The sequence below is a fragment of the Streptomyces griseomycini genome (genome assembly GCF_014203535.1).
Lineage (GTDB): Bacteria > Actinomycetota > Actinomycetes > Streptomycetales > Streptomycetaceae > Streptomyces > Streptomyces griseomycini.
Genome location: NZ_JACHJI010000006.1, coordinates 545,272 through 564,514 on the forward strand (window position 1 = coordinate 545,272; position 19,243 = coordinate 564,514).

17 protein-coding genes, 1 rRNA gene and 1 riboswitch are annotated in these 19,243 nt (G+C 71.5%); of the genes, 6 read left to right on the plus strand and 12 right to left on the minus strand.

Annotated elements, in window-relative coordinates; translation table 11 throughout:
• The first annotated feature begins 222 nt into the window (after positions 1-222).
• The 5 genes from FHS37_RS20155 (at position 223) to FHS37_RS39705 (ending at position 4,865) form a co-directional block, all read left to right on the plus strand.
• Positions 223-1,257 (plus strand): LacI family DNA-binding transcriptional regulator, encoded by a 1,035-nt coding sequence (locus FHS37_RS20155; RefSeq protein ID WP_184823183.1) that lies wholly within the window; start codon positions 223-225, stop codon positions 1,255-1,257.
• A 234-nt stretch (positions 1,258-1,491) separates the two neighbouring features.
• Positions 1,492-1,887 (plus strand): TOBE domain-containing protein, encoded by a 396-nt coding sequence (locus tag FHS37_RS20160; RefSeq protein WP_184823184.1) that lies wholly within the window; start codon positions 1,492-1,494, stop codon positions 1,885-1,887.
• Between the two features lie 167 nt (positions 1,888-2,054).
• Positions 2,055-2,858, plus strand: coding sequence for a molybdate ABC transporter substrate-binding protein (modA, locus tag FHS37_RS20165; protein WP_184823187.1), 804 nt, complete (start codon positions 2,055-2,057; stop codon positions 2,856-2,858).
• On the plus strand, positions 2,855-3,751 hold the full coding sequence (locus FHS37_RS39700) for an ABC transporter permease (RefSeq protein WP_184823194.1): 897 nt from the start codon (positions 2,855-2,857) through the stop codon (positions 3,749-3,751). Before modA ends, FHS37_RS39700 begins: the two co-directional genes overlap by 4 nt.
• A gap of 4 nt (positions 3,752-3,755) precedes the next feature.
• Complete coding sequence (locus FHS37_RS39705; RefSeq protein ID WP_184823196.1) at positions 3,756-4,865, plus strand: ABC transporter ATP-binding protein; 1,110 nt, start codon at positions 3,756-3,758, stop codon at positions 4,863-4,865.
• Positions 4,866-4,947: 82 nt separating this feature from the next.
• Here FHS37_RS39705 and gcvP read toward each other — a convergent pair whose 3' ends face one another.
• Positions 4,948-7,833, minus strand: a complete 2,886-nt coding sequence (gene gcvP, locus FHS37_RS20180) for an aminomethyl-transferring glycine dehydrogenase (protein ID WP_184823198.1) — start codon at positions 7,831-7,833, stop codon at positions 4,948-4,950.
• Positions 7,834-8,007: 174 nt separating this feature from the next.
• Positions 8,008-8,103: riboswitch (glycine riboswitch) on the minus strand.
• Between the two features lie 113 nt (positions 8,104-8,216).
• On the opposite strand from gcvP, the gene FHS37_RS20185 reads away from it, so the two are divergent.
• Positions 8,217-8,591: a PRC-barrel domain-containing protein gene (locus tag FHS37_RS20185; RefSeq protein WP_184823200.1), complete on the plus strand. Its 375-nt coding sequence runs from the start codon at positions 8,217-8,219 to the stop codon at positions 8,589-8,591.
• A 266-nt stretch (positions 8,592-8,857) separates the two neighbouring features.
• Here the strand turns inward: FHS37_RS20185 and FHS37_RS20190 are convergent, their stop codons facing one another.
• The 11 genes from FHS37_RS20190 to rrf form a co-directional block, all read right to left on the minus strand.
• On the minus strand, positions 8,858-10,243 hold the full coding sequence (locus tag FHS37_RS20190; protein WP_184823202.1) for a DNA polymerase IV: 1,386 nt from the start codon (positions 10,241-10,243) through the stop codon (positions 8,858-8,860).
• A gap of 38 nt (positions 10,244-10,281) precedes the next feature.
• Positions 10,282-10,965, minus strand: a complete 684-nt coding sequence (locus FHS37_RS20195) for a MerR family transcriptional regulator (RefSeq protein ID WP_184823204.1) — start codon at positions 10,963-10,965, stop codon at positions 10,282-10,284.
• A 221-nt stretch (positions 10,966-11,186) separates the two neighbouring features.
• On the minus strand, positions 11,187-11,660 hold the full coding sequence (locus tag FHS37_RS20200; protein WP_026253112.1) for a bifunctional nuclease family protein: 474 nt from the start codon (positions 11,658-11,660) through the stop codon (positions 11,187-11,189).
• A gap of 84 nt (positions 11,661-11,744) precedes the next feature.
• A complete protein-coding gene (ftsR, locus tag FHS37_RS20205; protein ID WP_184823206.1) occupies positions 11,745-12,485 on the minus strand; it encodes a transcriptional regulator FtsR in 741 nt (246 codons plus the stop codon).
• 43 nt (positions 12,486-12,528) lie between these two features.
• Positions 12,529-13,485 (minus strand): FHA domain-containing protein, encoded by a 957-nt coding sequence (locus tag FHS37_RS20210; RefSeq protein WP_184823208.1) that lies wholly within the window; start codon positions 13,483-13,485, stop codon positions 12,529-12,531.
• A gap of 61 nt (positions 13,486-13,546) precedes the next feature.
• Positions 13,547-14,470: a DUF881 domain-containing protein gene (locus FHS37_RS20215; protein WP_184823210.1), complete on the minus strand. Its 924-nt coding sequence runs from the start codon at positions 14,468-14,470 to the stop codon at positions 13,547-13,549.
• Between the two features lie 5 nt (positions 14,471-14,475).
• On the minus strand, positions 14,476-14,808 hold the full coding sequence (locus FHS37_RS20220; protein ID WP_003988855.1) for a small basic family protein: 333 nt from the start codon (positions 14,806-14,808) through the stop codon (positions 14,476-14,478).
• A complete protein-coding gene (locus FHS37_RS20225) occupies positions 14,805-15,641 on the minus strand; it encodes a DUF881 domain-containing protein (protein WP_184823212.1) in 837 nt (278 codons plus the stop codon). Before FHS37_RS20225 ends, FHS37_RS20220 begins: the two co-directional genes overlap by 4 nt.
• A gap of 179 nt (positions 15,642-15,820) precedes the next feature.
• Positions 15,821-18,316: a mannose-1-phosphate guanyltransferase gene (locus FHS37_RS20230; RefSeq protein ID WP_184823214.1), complete on the minus strand. Its 2,496-nt coding sequence runs from the start codon at positions 18,314-18,316 to the stop codon at positions 15,821-15,823.
• Between the two features lie 114 nt (positions 18,317-18,430).
• Positions 18,431-19,039, minus strand: coding sequence for a cardiolipin synthase ClsA (gene clsA / locus FHS37_RS20235; protein ID WP_159530545.1), 609 nt, complete (start codon positions 19,037-19,039; stop codon positions 18,431-18,433).
• A 109-nt stretch (positions 19,040-19,148) separates the two neighbouring features.
• A 5S ribosomal RNA gene (gene rrf / locus FHS37_RS20240) occupies positions 19,149-19,243 on the minus strand; the annotation flags it as partial.

Here is a 19,243-nt window from a genome sequence, read left to right on the forward strand (position 1 = left end):
GCCTCGAGGACACGAGGGGCCGGACCGCAGGACCTCCTGCGAGCCGGCCCCGACGCGTGTCCGGGGCTGGTCACTCACCGTGGCCCGGCGCACGGTCCGGGTGACGACCGGATCCACCGGCCCTCCCGCGCGGAGGGTTCGCCTCGTGGCGCCTTCCCACGGGCGTCCGCCTTCCGGAAGACTCCTGGAAGTTTCGCGGGTTCCCGTCACGGAGGTGGGCAAGTGGCAGCACATGAGGCCGGTGCCGAGGGCAGAGTCACGATCGCGGAGATCGCCCGGCAGGCCGGCGTCTCGGTGCCGACCGTCTCCCGCGTGGTCAACGGCCGCTCCGACGTCTCCCCGCGGACCCGGGCCCGGGTCGAGGACCTGCTGCGCCGCCACGGCTACCGCAAGCGCTCCACGGCCTCGCCCTCCCGGGCCGCCCTGATCGACCTGGTCTTCAACGACCTCGGCAGCCCCTGGGCGGTGGAGATCGTCCGCGGGGTCGAGGAGGCCGCCCACGGGGCGGGGGTGGGCACGGTGGTGTCGGCGATCCGCGGGCGCTCCGGTGCCGCCCGGGAGTGGATGCGCGATCTGCGGGCGCGCGCGTCCGACGGAGTCATCCTCGTGACCTCGGCCCTGGAACCGGTGCTGCACGAGAAGTTGCGGATCCTCGGAGTGCCGTTCGTGGTCGTGGACCCGGCGGGCTCCCCCACCCTGGACGTGCCCACCATCGGTGCCGCCAACTGGTCGGGCGGTCTGGCCGCGACCGGGCACCTGCTGGCCCTGGGACACCGCAGGATCGGCCTGATCGCCGGACCGCCGCGCCTGCTCTGCTCGCGGGCCCGGCTCGACGGCTACCGGGCGGCGCTGGAGGGTTCCGGCATCGCGGTCGACGCCTCGCTGATCGTCCCCGGCGACTTCCGCCCGGAGTCCGGGTTCGCCGGCTGCAACGCCCTGCTGGACCTGCCGGAGCCGCCGACCGCGGTGTTCGCGGCCAGCGACCAGATGGCGCTGGGCGCGATCGAGGCACTGCGGCGGCGCGGGCTGAGGGTGCCGGAGGACATGAGCGTGGTCGGCTTCGACGACCTCCCGGAGGTCCGCTGGTCGGCTCCGCCGCTGACCACGGTCCGCCAGCCCCTGGCGGACATGGGGAAACTCGCCGTCCGTACGGTGCTCCGCCTCACCCGCGGCGAACAGCCGGACACCCCCCGCGTGGAGCTGGGCACGGACCTGGTCGTGCGGGCGAGCACGGCGGTCCCGCCGGAGCGGGGCTGACGGACGGGGCGCCCCGGTGCGGTGAGCCGGTGACGCGGCCGGGACCGGGCGTCCCGCAGGAGGCCGTCCTCCGGCGGGTGCCGTCCTCGTCGAGCACCTCGCCGAACGCCTCGTCGACGACGTCCCGGGCCCACATCTCACCGGGGAAGGCCGTGTGCCGGCCGGGACGGCGCGAGCGCCCCGGCGGTCCGGACCGGGTGCGGGCGCCGCCCACGCCGCCCTATCGTGACCGGCATGCAGTCCTACACGATCGGCCAGGCAGCACGACTGCTCGGCGTGAGCCCGGACACCGCCCGCCGCTGGGCGGACGCGGGCCGGATCACCACCCACCGCGACGACAGCGGACGGCGGCTCGTCGACGGACGGGACCTGGCCGCGTTCTCGGTCGAACTCGCCCGGGCGGGCACCGTCGAGGAGGACGCCCCGTACACCTCGGCCCGCAACGCCTTCCCCGGCATCGTCACCGCGATCAAGCTCGGTGACGTCGCCGCCCAGGTCGAGATCCAGGCCGGCCCGCACCGCCTCGTCTCGCTGCTCACCCGGGAGGCCGTCGAGGAGCTGGGGCTGGAGGTCGGCGTGGAGGCCACCGCACGCGTGAAGTCGACAAACGTCCATATCGACCGCGTCTGACGGAGCCGGCGCCCTCCTGTGTGAACGCACATGCCGTCTCCTCCGCCACTTTCCCTGGCTCATGCGACGAGACAGAAGGCTCCTTCCTTGCAGATGCGCCAGTATCATCGGCGTATCGGAGGGGCCGTGTCCGTTCCTCCCCGGCCCGCAGAGGGAGTGCCACCGCGATGAACCGTTCCGCGCACCGTCCCCGGCGTCCCCTGCGGACCGCCGGTGCCGGGGTCGCCGTCCTCCTGGCGCTGAGCGGCTGCTCCGCGTCCGGCTCGGGCACCCCCGGGACCGCCGGAGGCGCCCTCTCCGGAACGGTCACCGTCTTCGCGGCCGCCTCGCTCGAGGAGAGCTTCACGACGCTCGGCGAGCGGTTCGAGAAGGAGCACCCGGGGACGGAGGTCACCTTCAGCTTCGGCGGCAGCGACACCCTGGCCGCCGGCATCGGCAACGGCGCCCCGGCCGACGTCTTCGCGGCGGCCAGCACCAGGACGATGGGGCTCGTCGCGGACGAGGGGCTCACGGCGGACAGCCCGAGCACGTTCGTCCGCAACCGCCTGGAGATCGCCACCCTGCCGGGCAACCCGCACGGGATCGGCTCCCTGAAGGATCTGACCGCGCCCGGTCTGAAGGTCGTGCTGTGCGACAGGGCGGTGCCCTGCGGCTCGGCCGCGCGGACGGCGCTCGCGGCCGCCGACGTGGAACTGACGCCGGTCTCCTACGCCCAGGACGTCAAGAGCGCCCTGACGAAGGTCGAGCTGAAGGAGGCCGACGCCGCCGTCGTGTACCGGACGGACGTGAGGGCCGCGGGTGACAAGGTGGAGGGCGTGGAGTTCCCGGAGGCGGCCGAGGCCGTCAACGACTATCCGATCGCCCGTCTCGAGAGCGCCCGGAACCCGGCGGCGGCGAAGGCGTTCATCGCGCTGGTGAAGTCACCGGAGGGCCGGAAGGTCCTGACCGGGGCCGGGTTCCTCGCACCGTGACCGGTCGGCACGCCACCCCGTCGGACCCGGGCACCCCCGCGCCGCCCCCCGGCGGCGGCCGGAGCGGGACGCGGACCGTGCGGGCTCCCCGCACAGCACGTCCCCGCACCCCCGGCCGGGGCGTTCCCCTCCCCCTCCTCGTGCCCGCCCTCCTGGGCCTCGCCTTCCTCCTGGTCCCCCTCCTCGCGCTCCTCCTCCGGGCTCCCTGGCGCAGTCTGCCCGAGCAGTTGGCCAGCCCCGAGGTGTGGCAGGCGCTGCGCCTGTCGCTGGTCTGCGCCACGGCGGCGACCGCGCTGAGCCTGGTCGTCGGCGTCCCGCTGGCCTGGCTGCTGGCCCGTACGGACTTCCCCGGCCGCGGTCTGGTCCGCGCCCTGGTGACGCTTCCCCTGGTCCTCCCCCCGGTGGTGGGCGGCGTCGCCCTGCTGCTCGCCCTGGGGCGCAACGGCGTCGTCGGCCAGTGGCTGGACGCCTGGTTCGGCATCACCCTGCCCTTCACCACCGCGGGCGTCGTCCTCGCCGAGACGTTCGTGGCGATGCCGTTCCTCGTCATCAGCGTCGAGGGCACGCTGCGGGCCGCCGACCCGCGCTACGAGGAGGCGGCCACCACCCTGGGCGCCTCCCGCTTCACCGCGTTCCGCCGGGTCACCCTGCCGCTGGTCGCCCCGGGCATCGCGGCCGGTGCCGTCCTCGCCTGGGCCAGGGCCCTCGGCGAGTTCGGCGCGACGATCACCTTCGCCGGCAACTTCCCCGGCCGCACCCAGACCATGCCGCTCGCGGTGTACCTCGCCCTGCAGAGCGACCCGGCCGCCGCGATCGCCCTCAGCCTGGTGCTGCTGGCGGTGTCCGTCGCCGTACTCGCCGGGCTGCGGGACCGCTGGATGAGGACGGCCTGACACCGTGCCCGAGACCGCGCCGAAGAACCCCGGCAGGACGCCCGGCCCCGCCGGTGCCACGCCCGGCCCTTCCGCCGAGGGGCTCGACGCGCGGCTCGTCGTCGACCGCGGCTCCTTCCGTCTGGACATCGCGCTCACCGCCGCGCCCGGCGACGTCGTCGCCCTGCTGGGCCCGAACGGCGCCGGCAAGACCACCGCCCTGCGCGCGCTCGCCGGCCTCGCTCCCCTCACGGCGGGCCACCTGCTGCTGGACGGTGCCGAACTGCACCGCACGCCCCCCGAGTCGCGCCCGGTCGGTGTCGTCTTCCAGGACTACCTGCTCTTCCCGCACCTGACCGCCCTCGACAACGTGGCCTTCGGGCCGCGCTGCCGGGGCACCGGCAAGGCGCAGGCCCGTGCCCAGGCCGCCGAATGGCTGGACCGCATGGGCCTGGCCGAGCACGCCGGTGCCAAGCCCCGCCGCCTCTCCGGCGGCCAGGCCCAGCGCGTGGCCCTCGCCCGCGCCCTGGCCACCCACCCCCGGCTGCTGCTCCTGGACGAACCGCTCGCCGCCCTGGACGCCCGCACCCGGCTGGAGGTGCGCGCCCAGCTCCGCCGCCACCTGGCCGCCTTCGAGGCCGTCGCCGTGCTCGTCACGCACGACCCGCTGGACGCCATGGTGCTGGCCGACCGCCTGGTCGTCGTGGAGCAGGGCCGGATCGTGCAGGAGGGCGCGCCCTCCGACATCGCGCGCCGCCCGCGCACCGAGTACATCGCCCAGCTGGTGGGCCTCAACCTGTACCGCGGCCGGGCCGACGGCCACACGGTCCGGCTCGACGCGGGTCCGGCGGTGAGCACCACGGAGGACCTCTCCGGTCCCGCCTTCGTGGCGTTCCCGCCCGGCGCCGTGACCCTCCACCGCGACCGCCCCACCGGCTCCAGTGCCCGCAACCTCTGGCGCTGCGAGGTCGCCGGCCTGGAGCCGCACGGCGACCAGGTCCGCGTGGAGCTCACCGGCGAACTCGCCCTGGCCGCCGACCTCACCACGGTCGCCGCGGCCGAACTGGACCTGCATCCGGGCGCCCCGGTCTGGGCGGCGGTCAAGGCCACGCAGACCCACGCGTACCCGGCGTAGAACACGGCGGCGCACGGTGAGGGGCTCCGGCTCGGCCGTGCGGCCGAGGCGGAGCCCCTCACCTCCTCCGGCTTCCGGTGGATCAGTCCTCGTACGCGTCCAGCGGCGGGCAGGAGCACACCAGGTTCCGGTCGCCGAAGGCCTGGTCGATGCGGCGCACCGGCGGCCAGTACTTGTCGGCGGCGCTCACCCCGGCCGGGAACACGGCCTCCTCGCGGCCGTACGCGTGCTCCCAGTCCCCGCCGAGCGCGGCGGCCGTGTGCGGGGCGTTGCGCAGCGGGTTGTCGTCCGCGGGCCACTCGCCGGAGCCGACCTTCTCGATCTCCGCGCGGATCGCGATCATCGCCTCGCAGAACCGGTCGAGCTCGGTCAGGTCCTCGGACTCGGTCGGCTCGATCATCAGCGTGCCGGCCACCGGGAACGACATCGTCGGCGCGTGGAAGCCGTAGTCGATCAGCCGCTTGGCCACGTCGTCGACGCTGACGCCGGTCGCCCTGGTCAGCGGGCGCAGGTCGATGATGCACTCGTGCGCGACGAGCCCGCCGGGGCCGGTGTAGAGCACCGGGTAGTGCGGCTCGAGGCGCTTGGCGATGTAGTTGGCGCTGAGCACCGCCACCTGCGTGGCCCGCTTCAGGCCCTCGCCGCCCATGAGCCGGACGTACGCCCAGGAGATCGGCAGGATGCCCGCCGAGCCCCACGGCGCCGCCGAGATGGGCCCGACACCGGTCTCCGGGCCGGCCTCGGGCTGGAGCGGGTGGTTCGGCAGGTACGGGGCGAGGTGCGCCCGCACGCCGACCGGACCGACGCCGGGACCACCGCCGCCGTGCGGGATGCAGAAGGTCTTGTGCAGGTTCAGGTGCGAGACGTCTCCGCCGAAGTGGCCCGGCTTGGCCAGGCCCACCAGCGCGTTGAGGTTGGCGCCGTCGACGTACACCTGGCCGCCCGCCTCGTGCACCGCCGCGCAGATGTCGGCGACGTGCTCCTCGAACACGCCGTGCGTCGAGGGGTACGTGATCATCAGCACCGCCAGCTCGTCGCGGTACTGCTCGATCTTCGCCCGCAGGTCCTCGACGTCGATCTCGCCGTCCCCGGCGGTCTTCACGACGACGACCTTCATGCCGGCCATCACGGCGCTGGCCGCGTTGGTGCCGTGCGCGGAGGACGGGATCAGGCAGACGGTGCGCTGCTCGTCGCCGTTGGCCCGGTGGTAGCCGCGGACGGCGAGCAGACCGGCCAGCTCGCCCTGGGAGCCGGCGTTGGGCTGGAGGGAGACCTTGTCGTAGCCGGTGACCTCGGCGAGCCGCTCCTCCAGCTCGTGGATGAGCGTGAGGTAGCCCTGCGCCTGCTCGGCGGGCGCGAAGGGGTGCAGCTGCCCGAACTCGGGCCAGGTGACCGGCTCCATCTCGGTGGTCGCGTTGAGCTTCATGGTGCAGGAGCCCAGCGGGATCATGCCGCGGTCCAGCGCGTAGTCCCGGTCGGCGAGACGGCGCAGGTAGCGCAGCATCGCGGTCTCGGAACGGTGCTGCTGGAAGACCGGGTGGGTCAGGAACTCGTCGCTGCGCAGCAGGGCGTCCGGCAGCGTGTCCCGCGCTGCCGCGTCCAGTGCCTCGACGTCGCCCTCGACGCCGAAGGCGCTCCACACGGCGGCGAGCCGGTCCCGGGTGGTGGTCTCGTCGCAGGCGATCGAGACCTGGTCGGCGTCGACGAGACGCAGGTTGACGCCGTTGTCGCGCGCGGCGGCGACGACCTCGGCGGCCCGTCCCGGCACCCGCACGGTCAGCGTGTCGAAGTAGGAGTCGTGCACGATCTCGGCACCGCCGGCCTTCAGGCCCTCGGCGAGGACCGTCGCGTACCGGTGGGTGCGCCGCGCGATGGTGCGCAGGCCCTCCGGGCCGTGGTAGACGGCGTACATCCCGGCCATGACGGCGAGCAGCACCTGGGCGGTGCAGATGTTGCTGGTGGCCTTCTCGCGGCGGATGTGCTGCTCACGGGTCTGCAGCGCGAGCCGGTAGGCCCTGTTCCCGTCCGCGTCGACGGAGACGCCGACGAGCCGCCCGGGCAGGCTGCGCGCCATCTTCTCCTGCACGGCCATGTAGCCGGCGTGCGGTCCGCCGAAGCCCATCGGCACGCCGAAGCGCTGCGTGGTGCCGACCGCGATGTCCGCGCCGAGCTCGCCGGGCGACCTCAGCAGGGTGAGGGCGAGCAGGTCGGCGGCGACGGTGACGAGCGCGCCGAGCTCGTGCGCCTGGTCGATCACCGGCTTGATGTCGCGTACGGCGCCGGAGGCGCCCGGGTACTGGATCAGCACGCCGTTGATCTCGCGCTCGGCGACCTCGGCGGGGATGCCCTCGCTCAGGTCGGCGACGACGACCTCGACCCCGGTCGGCTCGGCCCGGGTCTCGATCACGGCGATGGTCTGCGGCAGCGCGTCCGCGTCGACCAGGAACAGGCCCTTCTTGTTCTTGCCCATGCGCCGCGACAGCGCCATCGCCTCGGCGGCGGCGGTGCCCTCGTCCAGCAGGGAGGCACCGGAGGTCGGCAGGCCGGTGAGCTCGGCGACCATGGTCTGGAAGTTCAGCAGCGCCTCGAGCCGCCCCTGCGAGATCTCCGGCTGGTACGGCGTGTAGGCCGTGTACCAGGCCGGGTTCTCCATCACGTTGCGCAGGATGACGGGCGGGGTGAACGTCCCGTAGTACCCGAGCCCGATCATGGAGCCGAGCACCTCGTTGCGGTCGGCCAGCGAGCGCAGCTCGGCCAGCACCTCGGCCTCGGTGCGCGCACCCGGGAGGTCCAGCGCGTCGGCGTTCTTGATCACATCCGGGACCGCGGCGGCCGTCAGCTCGTCGAGCGAGCCGTAGCCGACCTGCGCGAGCATCTTGGCCTGGGCCTCGTGGTCGGGGCCGATGTGGCGCTGCTCGAAGGGTGTTCCCTGTTCGAGCTCGGAGAGCGGAGTGCGATGGGCGGTCATTGCGGAGGCCTCCTGGTCTGACGACCTTCGAGGGGCACCACGGCACGGGTACCCGGACGGCCTCCCCCTCTGTCATCTCGACCTGAGAGCTTCACCGGATCGCCCGGAGGCGCCCGGCTTTCACCGTCGGTGAGAGCGGAAGCCGTCGACACCCGCTCTGCTTTCCAGAGTGACCTCGTCCGTGCGGTACGTGGGCCTGAGAGATTCCGGGGAGGATTTGCTCCTTCGGCGCCTCCGATGGTGCCTGGAGGACTCTCCCGCACGGGGTCAGCAGCCGTTTGCCAGCGTACCAGCGAGGGCCGCGAACGGGACTTCGAGTGGCCACTCCGCCGATTGTGCCGTTTTGTAGTGCTTACGGATGACGTGCGACCAGTGGAGGGCCTGTGCAGACCGACATCGATCCGCGCCACCTGATCGGCCGCAAGGCGTTCGACCGCAACGGAACCCGGATCGGCACGATCGACGAGGTCTATCTCGACGACGCCACCGGCGCACCGGAGTGGGCGGCGATACGCACCGGTCTGTTCAGCAGGGACGCCTTCGTCCCCCTGGAACCCAGCGAACTGATCGACGGCGCCCTCCACGTCCCCTTCGAACGCGCCCTGATCAAGGACGCCCCGGACTTCGGCGTCGGCCGCCACCTCTCCCCGGAGCAGGAACTCCAGCTCTACCACCACTACGGCCTGGACGTCGCCGCCCCGCCCCCGCTCCCGGACCGCGACTTCGGCAGGCTCGCGGGCAAGGACGAACCGGCCTGAGCATCCCGTCCCTCGGGAAGGAGCCTCCTCGCTCACCGGTCTCCGGAACGGCGTCCATGCCGCCGGAGCCGGTGGGAGAGGTCCGGCCCGGTCCCCGTACGACCGGGCGGAGCAAGGGGCGCGCTGCGGAGCCCGTGGGCCTCACGAGCGGTCGCACCGCGCCGGTCGGCCGCACCACGCCGGTCCCGCGCCGGCGGCCGCCGCCCGGCCCCGGGCGTCCCGGCCGCCCCGACGCCGCCCGGAGTCGCCGGCACCGCCGGGACCTCTCACGGGCTCGTCGAACCCACCCCGCCGGTCCCCGCCCGCTCGCCCTCCCCGGGTCTTCGCGTCACCAGCGGCAGCGGTTCCGCCGGCTCCAGATCCGGGTCGTCGGTCCGGAAGGTCCTGACCCGTCCCGGCTCCGAATGGGGCGTCTCGAAGCGCACCGTGACCCGCCCCAGCCCGCTGCCCTGTACCCACCCGTGCCCGTACGCGGCATGCCGCACGTCGTGTCCCGCCGGCCACAGCCGCTCGGTGGGGGCCTGCCGCTCCTCCGCCGGCGCGGCCTCGGGCTCCTCGGCGAGGGTGTCCTCGCGCACGCCGGCCGCCTGCGCGAACAGGTCCTCCTGCGTGTAGTCGGCCAGTCCGCTGATCCCCACGCCCAGCAGCCGCACCCCGCCCGTCGTGTCGACCGACTCCAGCAGCCGCGCCGCCGCCTCCCGCACCACCGCCGGATCGTCCGTCGGTCCCCGCAGCGTCTCGGACCGGGTGAGGGTGGAGAAGTCGTACCGTCGCACCTTCAGCACGATGGTCCGCCCCGACAGCCCCGCTCCCCGCAGTCTCCGCACGCACCGGTCGGCGAGCCGCCGCACCTCCGTCCCCACCCGCACCCGGTCGTGGATGTCCACGTCGTACGTGTCCTCGACGGACACCGACTTCGCCTCCCGCTCGGCGACCACGGGCCGCTCGTCCCGCGCCAGCGCCATGGCGTACAGCGCGTGCCCGTGGGCCTTGCCCAGCAGCCGCACGAGCTCGTCCTCCCCCGCCTCGGCGAGCTCGTCGACCGTGTGGATCCCGGCCCGCCTGAGGTGATCGCCGGTGGCCGGCCCCACGCCCGGCAGCGTCCGCACCGACATCGGTCCCAGCAGTGCCCGCTCGGTGCCCGGCTCGATCAGCACCAGCCCGTCCGGCTTCGCCTGCTCCGAGGCGATCTTCGCGAGCATCTTGGAGGCCGCGAGCCCCACCGACCCGGTGAGTCCCGTGACCGCCCGGATGTCCGCGCGCAGCTTCGCCCCGGCCAGCCGCGCCGACTGTTCGTCCCAGGCCGTGCCGCCGGCCTCCAGGTCCACGAACGCCTCGTCCAGGCTGAGCGGCTCGACCAGCGGTGACAGGTCCCGCAGCAGCCCCATCACCTGCTCGCTGATCGACCGGTAGAGAGCGAAGCGGGGCACCAGGTAGGCGGCGTTGGGTGCGAGCCTCCGGGCCTGCGCCATGGGCATCGCCGAATGAACACCGAAGACGCGGGCCTCGTACGAGGCGGTGGCGACCACGCCGCGCGGCCCGAGCCCGCCCACGACGACGGCCTTCCCCCGCAGGCTCGGCTTGGACGCCTGCTCCACCGTGGCGAAGAAGGCGTCCATGTCGAGGTGCAGGATCGTGGGCGAGGATCTCACATGCCCGATGGTGCCCTACAGCACTGACAGTGCCGTCCTCAGACGGCCCGGTTCCGCCGCCGCGCCAGCTCGTCCGCCGGATTGTGGCCGATCAGCGTCTCCCCGGTGTCGACGCGCTCCCCGTGCAGCTGTGACAGCGCGCTCTCGACGTCCCGCCACACCACGCCCACGGCGATGCCGAAGATGCCCTGGCCGCCCTGGAGCAGGGCGTGGACCTCGTCGGGTGAGGTGCACTCGTAGACCGTGGCCCCGTCGCTCATCAGCGTCATGCGCTCCAGGTCGCTGAAGCCGCGCTCGCGCAGGTGCCGGACGGCGGTGCGGATGTTCTGCAGGGACACACCGGTGTCGAGGAACCGCTTGACGATCTTCAGGACGACGACGTCGCGGAAGCTGTACAGCCGTTGCGTGCCGGATCCGTGGGCGGGCCGCACGCTGGGCTCGACCAGCCCCGTCCTGGCCCAGTAGTCGAGCTGCCGGTAGGTGATACCGGCGGCCGCGCAGGCCGTGGGGCCCCGGTAGCCGATCTGCTCGGACGCCATGGATGTCGCCCCTCCGCTGCTCGGCACGGCCGTCGGTCGCTGCGGAACGGGTCCGGTCGCGCTGCCGTGCTGGGGGAATCCCCCGCTCGAGCGGAACCGGGAGCCTGAAGGAGAGAACGGCCCGTTCGCCCCGAGACTGCGTCCGGGTGCACCCCCGACCGTACCGTCGCCGCTGCTTCTCACGCCGACCTCCGTCCTTGACCTGCCTCCTCGACGGTAGGCAGTCGCCAAGGGCGCGTCAACGATCGCCACACTCGGCACGCCGAGTGATAATCACCCTAAGAGTGGTTTCCCGTACCCCTCCGCGGGGAAAGGCTAGCCGAATGCCTTCCGCACGGGCCGTGCGGCGCTCCTCGACCCCACCGGCCCGGACGGGTGCCGAGGCCCCGGCCGATCGCTGTCCCTCACTGACTGCTGGTCCCGAAGTCCTCCGGCGAGATCTGGTCGAGGAACTCGCGGAACTTCTCCACCTCGTCCTCCTGCTCGTCCGGGATCGCGATTCCGGCGTCGTCGAGCACCGTGTCACTGCCGTAGATCGGTGTTCCCGTACGCAGTGCCAGCGCTATCGCGTCGGACGGCCTGGCGCTCACCTCGACCCCGCTGGCGAAGACCAGCTCCGCGTAGAAGACCCCCTCACGCAGATCCGTGATGCGCACTTCCGTGAGCTCCTGACCGACGGCCTCCAGCACGTCCTTGAACAGGTCGTGGGTCAGCGGCCGTGCGGGGGCCATGCCCTGCTGGGCGAAGGCGATGGCCGTCGCCTCCCCCGGTCCGATCCAGATGGGGAGGTAGCGGTCGCCGCCCACTTCACGCAACAGCACGATCGGTTGGTTGGAGGGCATCTCGACCCGGACACCTACGACATCGAGCTCGTTCACACAGCAACCCTAGGCCGTGCCCGGGAGGTTTGGGTAGTCGGGCCGGGAACGGGCGGCCGATCCGCTTTCCTGAGTCCGCCCGCCTCAGGGCAGCCGCACCCCGAGCGCCGTCTGCACCAACGCCGCGTGCAGCTTCACCGTGAGCCCCGCCAGCTCCTTCGTACGGGCCTCCGCATGGGCTCTGGTCTGCGGGTTCCGGTGGCGTCTCAGCGGGGCGACGAGCTGGTCCACCAGGCCGGCCTCCCGGTCCGCGGCGGCTTTCATGGCCCTCAGGTGACGGGGCTCGATCCCGAACCGCCCCAACTCGGTGATCAGCTCGGCGACGGTGACCGCCTCGGCGTCGTACACCCCGTCCTCCAGTGGGGTGAGCAGCCCGTACGACTCCCACTCCGCGAGCTCCCGCTCGTCGATGCCGGCGGCCGCCAGCAGCTGGGCACGCCCGATGCGGGCCGCCGTGGGCGCCTCGGGGACGGGCTCGTGACCGGCCTCCCCGTCGCGCGGCCGGCCCAGCACCGGCAGCTGGACGGCCTCGCCCCGCTCCATCGCCTCCAGGTGCTCACGGATCACCTTGAGCGGCAGATAGTGGTCCCGCTGCATCCTCAGGACATGGCCGAGGCGCTCGACGTCCCCTGCACTGAACTTGCGGTACCCCGAAGGGGTCCGCTGCGGCTCGATGAGCCCCTCCGACTCCAAGAAGCGGATCTTGGAGATGGTGACCTCGGGGAACTCCTCGCGCAGCACGTTCAGCACCGTGCCGATGCTCATCAGCCCGGTGTCCGCGGCGGCGGCGCCGTCTCCGGCACCGCCGCTCGGTGTGTGAAGCATGGACCTTCCCTGGTGATCCCCCGGACGGACGCCCGGGGGAAGGTCAGTAGCCCCGCTGGCTCGCGTAGAAGACCAGCCTGTACTTGCCGATCTGCACCTCGTCGCCGTTCGACAGGGCGACCTGGTCGATCCGCTCGCGGTTGACGTACGTGCCGTTCAGGCTGCCCACGTCGGCCACCGTGAACGACCCGTCCGGGCTGCGGCGGAACTCCACGTGCCGCCGGGAGACCGTCACGTCGTCCAGGAAGATGTCGCTCTGCGGATGACGGCCGGCCGTGGTCAGGTCACCGTCCAGGAGGAAGCGGCTTCCCGAGTTCGGGCCGCGGCGCACGACCAGGAGCGCGGACCCCATCGGCAGGGCGTCGACGGCCGCCTGCGCCTCCGGGGAGAGCGTCGGCATCGGCGTCTGGCCGGTGGCCTCGGCGTCGTAGGCCTCGAGACCGGAGATCGAGATCGTGGACGTCGTCTCGGAGGGGCGCTCCGGGGTGACCCCCGGCCTGAGCGGCGCGCCGCAGTTGGAACAGAAGCGGCTGTTCTCCGCGTTGCGGTTACCGCACCTCGTACACACCAGGACCGACATGGACGGATCCTCCTGCCGCGGCTGCCCACCGGGGGCATGGGACGCGTACGGGTCGGAAAACCCTCCACCCGTACCTGAGGTCGACGGTTGTCCGAAACCTATGCCGCCCTGCTGCGCAGGGTCAACCGACGGCGCGCCCTGGCCTCCGGCGACGTCCGCGCCCGGACCGGCGACCTGGTCCCGGAACAACGGACGCTGACCTTCCGCGTCAGGCTGTGCGCGATGGCGAGCGGTCGCGTTGTCGCTGCCCTCTCGCGCGCTCTTGCCGAACAACTTCGCAAACAACTTCACGGGCGATTCCCCTTGACCGAAACAGACCCGCCCGTGGGGCAGGACGAACCCTGACTGAACACATTGGCCGACCCGGACATCTTCACAACGTCCGCCTCCGCCAGACAGTTTCCACCACGCACCACCCATTCGGTGCGCCGACCCCCCGCAAGCTCATGCCCTCGCCGGATGTCCCCCATGCACCCCCGGTTCACCGGGAGGACGACCGAGCGTAGTCAGGCCGCTTCGCGGCTCGCAAGGCATCCACGACGATCTTGGTGGACCGCTCCACGGTAACGGTGGCCTGTTCCTTCTCGAGGGTCTGCACCACGCCTCCCGGGATGTTGAGCGCCGGCTCGAGGTCCTGCGGCTTGCCGATGACCTTGAAACGATAGGGCGCGGTGATCTTGTTCCCGTCCACGCCGACACCGTTGCCGGAATCCGTCAGGTAGGTGCTCGCCACGACCCGCACACCATTCACCTGGATCGCCTCGGCGCCGGCCGCACGCAACTCCTGGACGGCGTCGAGCAGCATGTCCGCCTCGACCGTCCCCTTCGTGTCCTCGATGGTCATCGTGATGCCGGGACCCTGTGCGGCCACCGTGCCCGCCAGGACACCGAGTTGCCGTTCCTTCTCGAGCGTCTGCCTGCGGGCCTCCTCGGCCTGGTCGGAGCTGTTCTCCAGCTCGTCGCGCTGTTCCTCGAGTCCCTGCTTCTCGTCCTCAAGACGCTGTGTGCGGTCGTCGAGTTCATCAAGGATGCGCACAAGGTCCTCCTGTCGCGCCCCGCGCAGCGCGCTGTCGCCGTCGCTGTTCGAGGCCACCTGGACGGCCAGACCGAAGCCCAGGCCGAACAGCAGCAGGGCCACGATGAGTTGGGCCCGGGTCACCCGCGGCGGCCACAGCCCCTTCACCAGCCGCTGCCGCCCGGTGAGCCGGGGTCCCGGCTCGGTCTTCGGCGCGTCCGCGTCCGCGTCCGCGGACGCGGACACCTCTGCGGGCAGTTCCCTGCGCAGACTGCTCGCGGAGGCGCTCACGGGTGCGCCCTCCGGAGCGGGCCTGGGTCGCGGGGTCGGCGCGGGCCCGGGCGGGGACGCCTGCGCGGGTGCCGGCTCGTCGTGCTCGTGCTCACTCATCGGCCTCACGCCCGGAACACGTGCCGGCGGATCGCCGCGGCGTTGGAGAAGATGCGGATGCCCAGGACGACCACCACGCCCGTGGACAGCTGGGCCCCCACGCCGAGTTTGTCACCGAGGAACACGATCAGCGCGGCGACGACCACGTTCGACAGGAACGAGACCACGAAGACCTTGTCGTCGAAGATGCCGTCGAGCATGGCCCGCAGTCCTCCGAACACGGCGTCGAGCGCCGCGACGACGGCGATCGGCAGATAAGGCTCGACGACCGCCGGAACCTCGGGCCGGACCAACAGTCCGGCCACGACTCCCACGACGAGGCCCAGTACGGCGATCACGATGTGCCCTTCTCGGTTATCGGCTGTGCGGTACGTACGATCACACTCGGTGCGGCGGGCAACCGGAGGTCGTCCTCCACGGAGATGGCCGTCCGGATGCCGTAGTTCTCCTGCAGGACGTGCAGGTACAGCCCGTCCGCGCTGTCCTGGAACCGGTCGCTCAACTGCGGGCCGTCCCCCACCGCGAGCACCGTGTACGGCGGCACCAGCGGCCTGTTGTCGACCAGTATCGCGTCTCCGGCGGCCCTGATCGCCGACAGGGCGGTCAGCCGCTGCCCGTTGATGGAGACGGCCTCGGCACCGGACTCCCACAGGCCGTTGACCACGCGCTGCAGATCGCGGTCCCGGACCCGCCCGGTGTCCGAGAATCCGGAGGTCGACCGTGGATCGCCGTCGCCGCCCGCGGTCGTGTCCTCGGCGTCGTTCACCACGAGCCGCACGCCGGGGCCGTGCACCGCGACGGCCCCCGCCAGGACGCCCACCAGCTCGGACCGGTCGCTTCCGCCGCTGTCGCGGAGCGCCTCGCGCTGCCGCGCGCCGACGTCCTCGCGCAGCTCGTCGATGCTGCCCTCGAGCTCGTCGGCCACCTCGGTCTCCTGATCGATCCGGTCGATCAGCTCCTCGCGCTCCTTGGCCACTGCAGGAGCCGCGACCCGGGCCTGCGCGGCCCCGACGGTCACGATCAGGGCGGCGAGCACCAGGCCGACGGCGAGGCCCAGTTTCGCCCTGAGGGTCTTCGGCATGCCGCCGGCCCCGTCGGCCTTCTTCCGCGCGGCGGCCTCGGCGTATCCGTCGTCGAGACTGTGGTCCATGACGTTGGTGATCAACGACATGGACGCGTCCGGACGCGGGGGCCGCCGGGGTGTGCTCCGAACGGGGGGTTGCTGCGGCATGCCGCACATCGTCGCACGCCACGACCACTGTTCTCGAACGGCCCTACCGGCGTGCCGGACAGGGCCCCGTTGGGGACACTTGTCCGGCACGCACGCGTACCGGCCGTTCTACCGTTCCGCTACCGTCCTGCGCTGTCCACGACCGCCGACCACTCGTCGAGCAGGGCCTGGGCGGAGGCGTCGTCGGGCCCTTCGGCCCACAGGTGGGTGACCGCCTCGGCCGGATCGGGCAGCACCAGCACCCAGCGACCGTCCGCCTCCACCACACGCACGCCGTCGGTGGTGTCGACGAACCGGTCTCCGGCCGCCTCGACCACCCGCCGCATCACCAGTCCCTTGACGGCCCACGGGGTCGCCAGATCCCGCTTGAGAACGTGCGCCCGCGGGATGCGCGCGTCGATCTGGCTGAGCGTGAGCTGCGTCCGCGCCACCAGCCCGATGAGCCGCACGAAGGCGGCGGTGCCGTCGTAGACGCTGCTGAACTCCGGAACGATGAAACCGCCCTTGCCGTCACCGCCGAAGATCGTCCCTTCCTCGCCGCCCACGCGTGTGAGGTCGTCGGGCGAGGTCGTCGTCCACTCGACCTGGGTGCCGTGGTACGCCGCCACCTGCTCGGCGATCCGGGTCGTGGTCACCGGCAGCGCGACCCGGCCGCTGCGCCGCTCGGCCGCGATGAGGTCGAGCATCACGAGCAGCGCCCGGTCGTCCTCGATGATCCGTCCCTTCTCGTCGACCAGGGACAGCCGCTCACCGACGGGGTCGAACCGCACGCCGAACGCGGCACCGGAGGAGGCCACGATCTCCCCCAGCCGCACCAGTCCGGAGCGCCGCATGTCGGCCGTCTCGGTCGGCCTGGACTCGTCGAGACCGGGGTTGATGGTCAGCGAGTCGACGCCCAGCTTGCCGAGCAGGCTGGGCAGCACCAGGCCGGCGCTGCCGTTGGACGCGTCCACGACCACCTTCAGCCCGGACTCCGCGATCCCGGTGATGTCGACGTTCCGCAGCAGCGAGCCGGTGTACGAGTCGAAGACACTCGCCGGGAAGTGCAGATCACCGATCTCACCGGGGAACGCGCGCCGGTACTCCTGCCGCGCGAACACCCGGTCCAGCTTGCGCTGGCTGCCCTGCGACAGGTCGGCGCCCTGACCGTCGAAGAACATGATGTCGACCGAGTCCGGCACCCCGGGCGTGGTCCGGATCATGATGCCGCCGGCGCTCCCCCGCGCGGTCTGCTGCCGGGCCACGGGCAGCGGCACGTTCTCCAGGTCGCGTACGTCGATGGCGCTGGCCTGCAACGCGGAGATGACCGCCCGCTTCAGCGCCCGGGCGCCACGGGAGTGGTCACGGGCCGTGGTGACGGTCGAACCCTTCTTGAGCGTCGTCGCGTACGCACCCGCCAGACGCACGGCGAGCTCGGGTGTGATCTCGACGTTCAGGATCCCGGACACACCACGGGCACCGAAGAGATGCGCCTGCCCCCGCGACTCCCAGATCACCGAGGTGTTGACGAAGGCACCGGCCTCGATGGTCTTGAACGGGTAGACCCGCACATTGCCCTGGACGATCGATTCCTCACCGACCAGGCACTCGTCACCGATGACGGCGCCGTCCTCGATCCGTGCCGCGCGCATGATGTCGGTGTTCTTGCCGACGACACAACCGCGCAGGTTGCTGTGCGGCCCGACGTACACGTTGTCGTGGACGACGGCCTTGTGCAGGAAGGCACCGCTCTTCACGACGACGTTCGACCCCACGACGGTGTGCTCGCGGATCTCGGCGCCGGCCTCGACCTTGGCGTAGTCACCGATGTAGAGCGGTCCCCGCAGTACGGCGTCGGGGTGCACCTCGGCACCCTCGGCCACCCACACCCCCGGGGAGATCTCGAAGCCGTCGATGTCGACGTCGACCTTGCCCTCGAGGACGTCGGCCTGCGCCTTCACATAGCTCTCGTGCGTGCCGACGTCCTCCCAGTAGCCCTCGGCGACGTAGCCGTAGACGGGCTTGCCTTCCTTCATCAGCTGCGGGAAGACGTCGCCGGACCAGTCGACGGGCACGTCGGCCTCGACGTAGTCGAAGACCTCGGGTTCCATGACGTAGATACCGGTGTTCACCGTGTCGGAGAAGACCTGCCCCCAGGTCGGCTTCTCGAGGAAGCGCTCGACCTTGCCCTCCTCGTCCACGATGGTGATGCCGAATTCCAGCGGATTGGGCACCCGCGTCAGACAGACGGTGACCAGCGCACCCTTTTCCTTGTGGAAATTGATCAGCTCGGTGAGGTCGAAGTCGGTCAGTGCGTCACCGGAGATGACGAGGAAGGCATCGTCCTTCAATGCCTCCTCTGCGTTCTTGACGCTTCCAGCGGTACCGAGTGGCTTCTCCTCATTGGCATAGGTGAGCTCCATTCCGAGCTCTTCGCCGTCACCGAAGTAATTCTTGACCAGCGACGCCAGGAACTGGACGGTCACAACAGTTTCGTTGAGCCCATGCCTTTTGAGCAGCCTCAGAACGTGCTCCATGATCGGCCGGTTGGCGACCGGCAGGAGCGGCTTGGGCATGCTTGAGGTCATGGGACGAAGGCGGGTGCCTTCGCCTCCGGCCATCACGACGGCCTTCATGTTGGAAGCGTCCTCCTCGAAGAGACGACGGTCTGGCCGACTTCACCCGTCGAGATTGTCCCGCACCTTTGCCTGCGGGCCGTCGCGCCCCTTTGCGCGTGTCGATCAACGAGTTCAATCGGCCATGGCGTCCGCCCGAACCAGACGGCGGACCTGGACCACGTAGAGGACTCCTGCCCACCAATACAGGGTTGTACCCCACCCTGCGAACGCCCATCCGAAAATAGCAGCGAGTGACGAGATCCAGCCGGTTCCGTCACTGAGCAGGAGCAACGGGAAGGCATACATCAGGTTGAAGGTGGCTGCCTTCCCCAGGAAGTTCACCTGCGGCGGCGGATAGCCGTGCCGCCGGAGGATACCCACCATCACCAGCAGAACGAGCTCACGTGCCAGCAGCACGGCGGTCAACCAGAGCGGCAGGATCTCGCGCCAGGTGAGACCGACCAGGGTCGAGAGAATGTAGAGGCGGTCGGCCGCGGGATCGAGAAGCCGGCCGAGGCTGCTGATCTGGTTCCACCGACGCGCGAGCTTGCCGTCCAGGTAGTCGCTGACGCCGCTGAGGGCCAGCACCAGAAGCGCCCAGCCGTCACTCTTCGGACCACCGAACTCGGGCCTGAGGATCAGCCACAGGAAGAGGGGTACGCCAACGAGCCGCGCCATGCTGAGCATGTTCGGGATGGTGAGGACACGGTCCGTCTGGACCCGTGTCTCCTGGACCTCCACCCGGGAGCCTCCTGTGAGAAACGTGCCGATGATGCCCCCCGACCTTACCGCAACGCAAAAAAGCTCCGGCTCTCGGGCTGTATGCCCGAGAGCCGGAGCTCTAAAAGAAGTTCGGCGGCGTCCTACTCTCCCACAGGGTCCCCCCTGCAGTACCATCGGCGCTGTAAGGCTTAGCTTCCGGGTTCGGAATGTAACCGGGCGTTT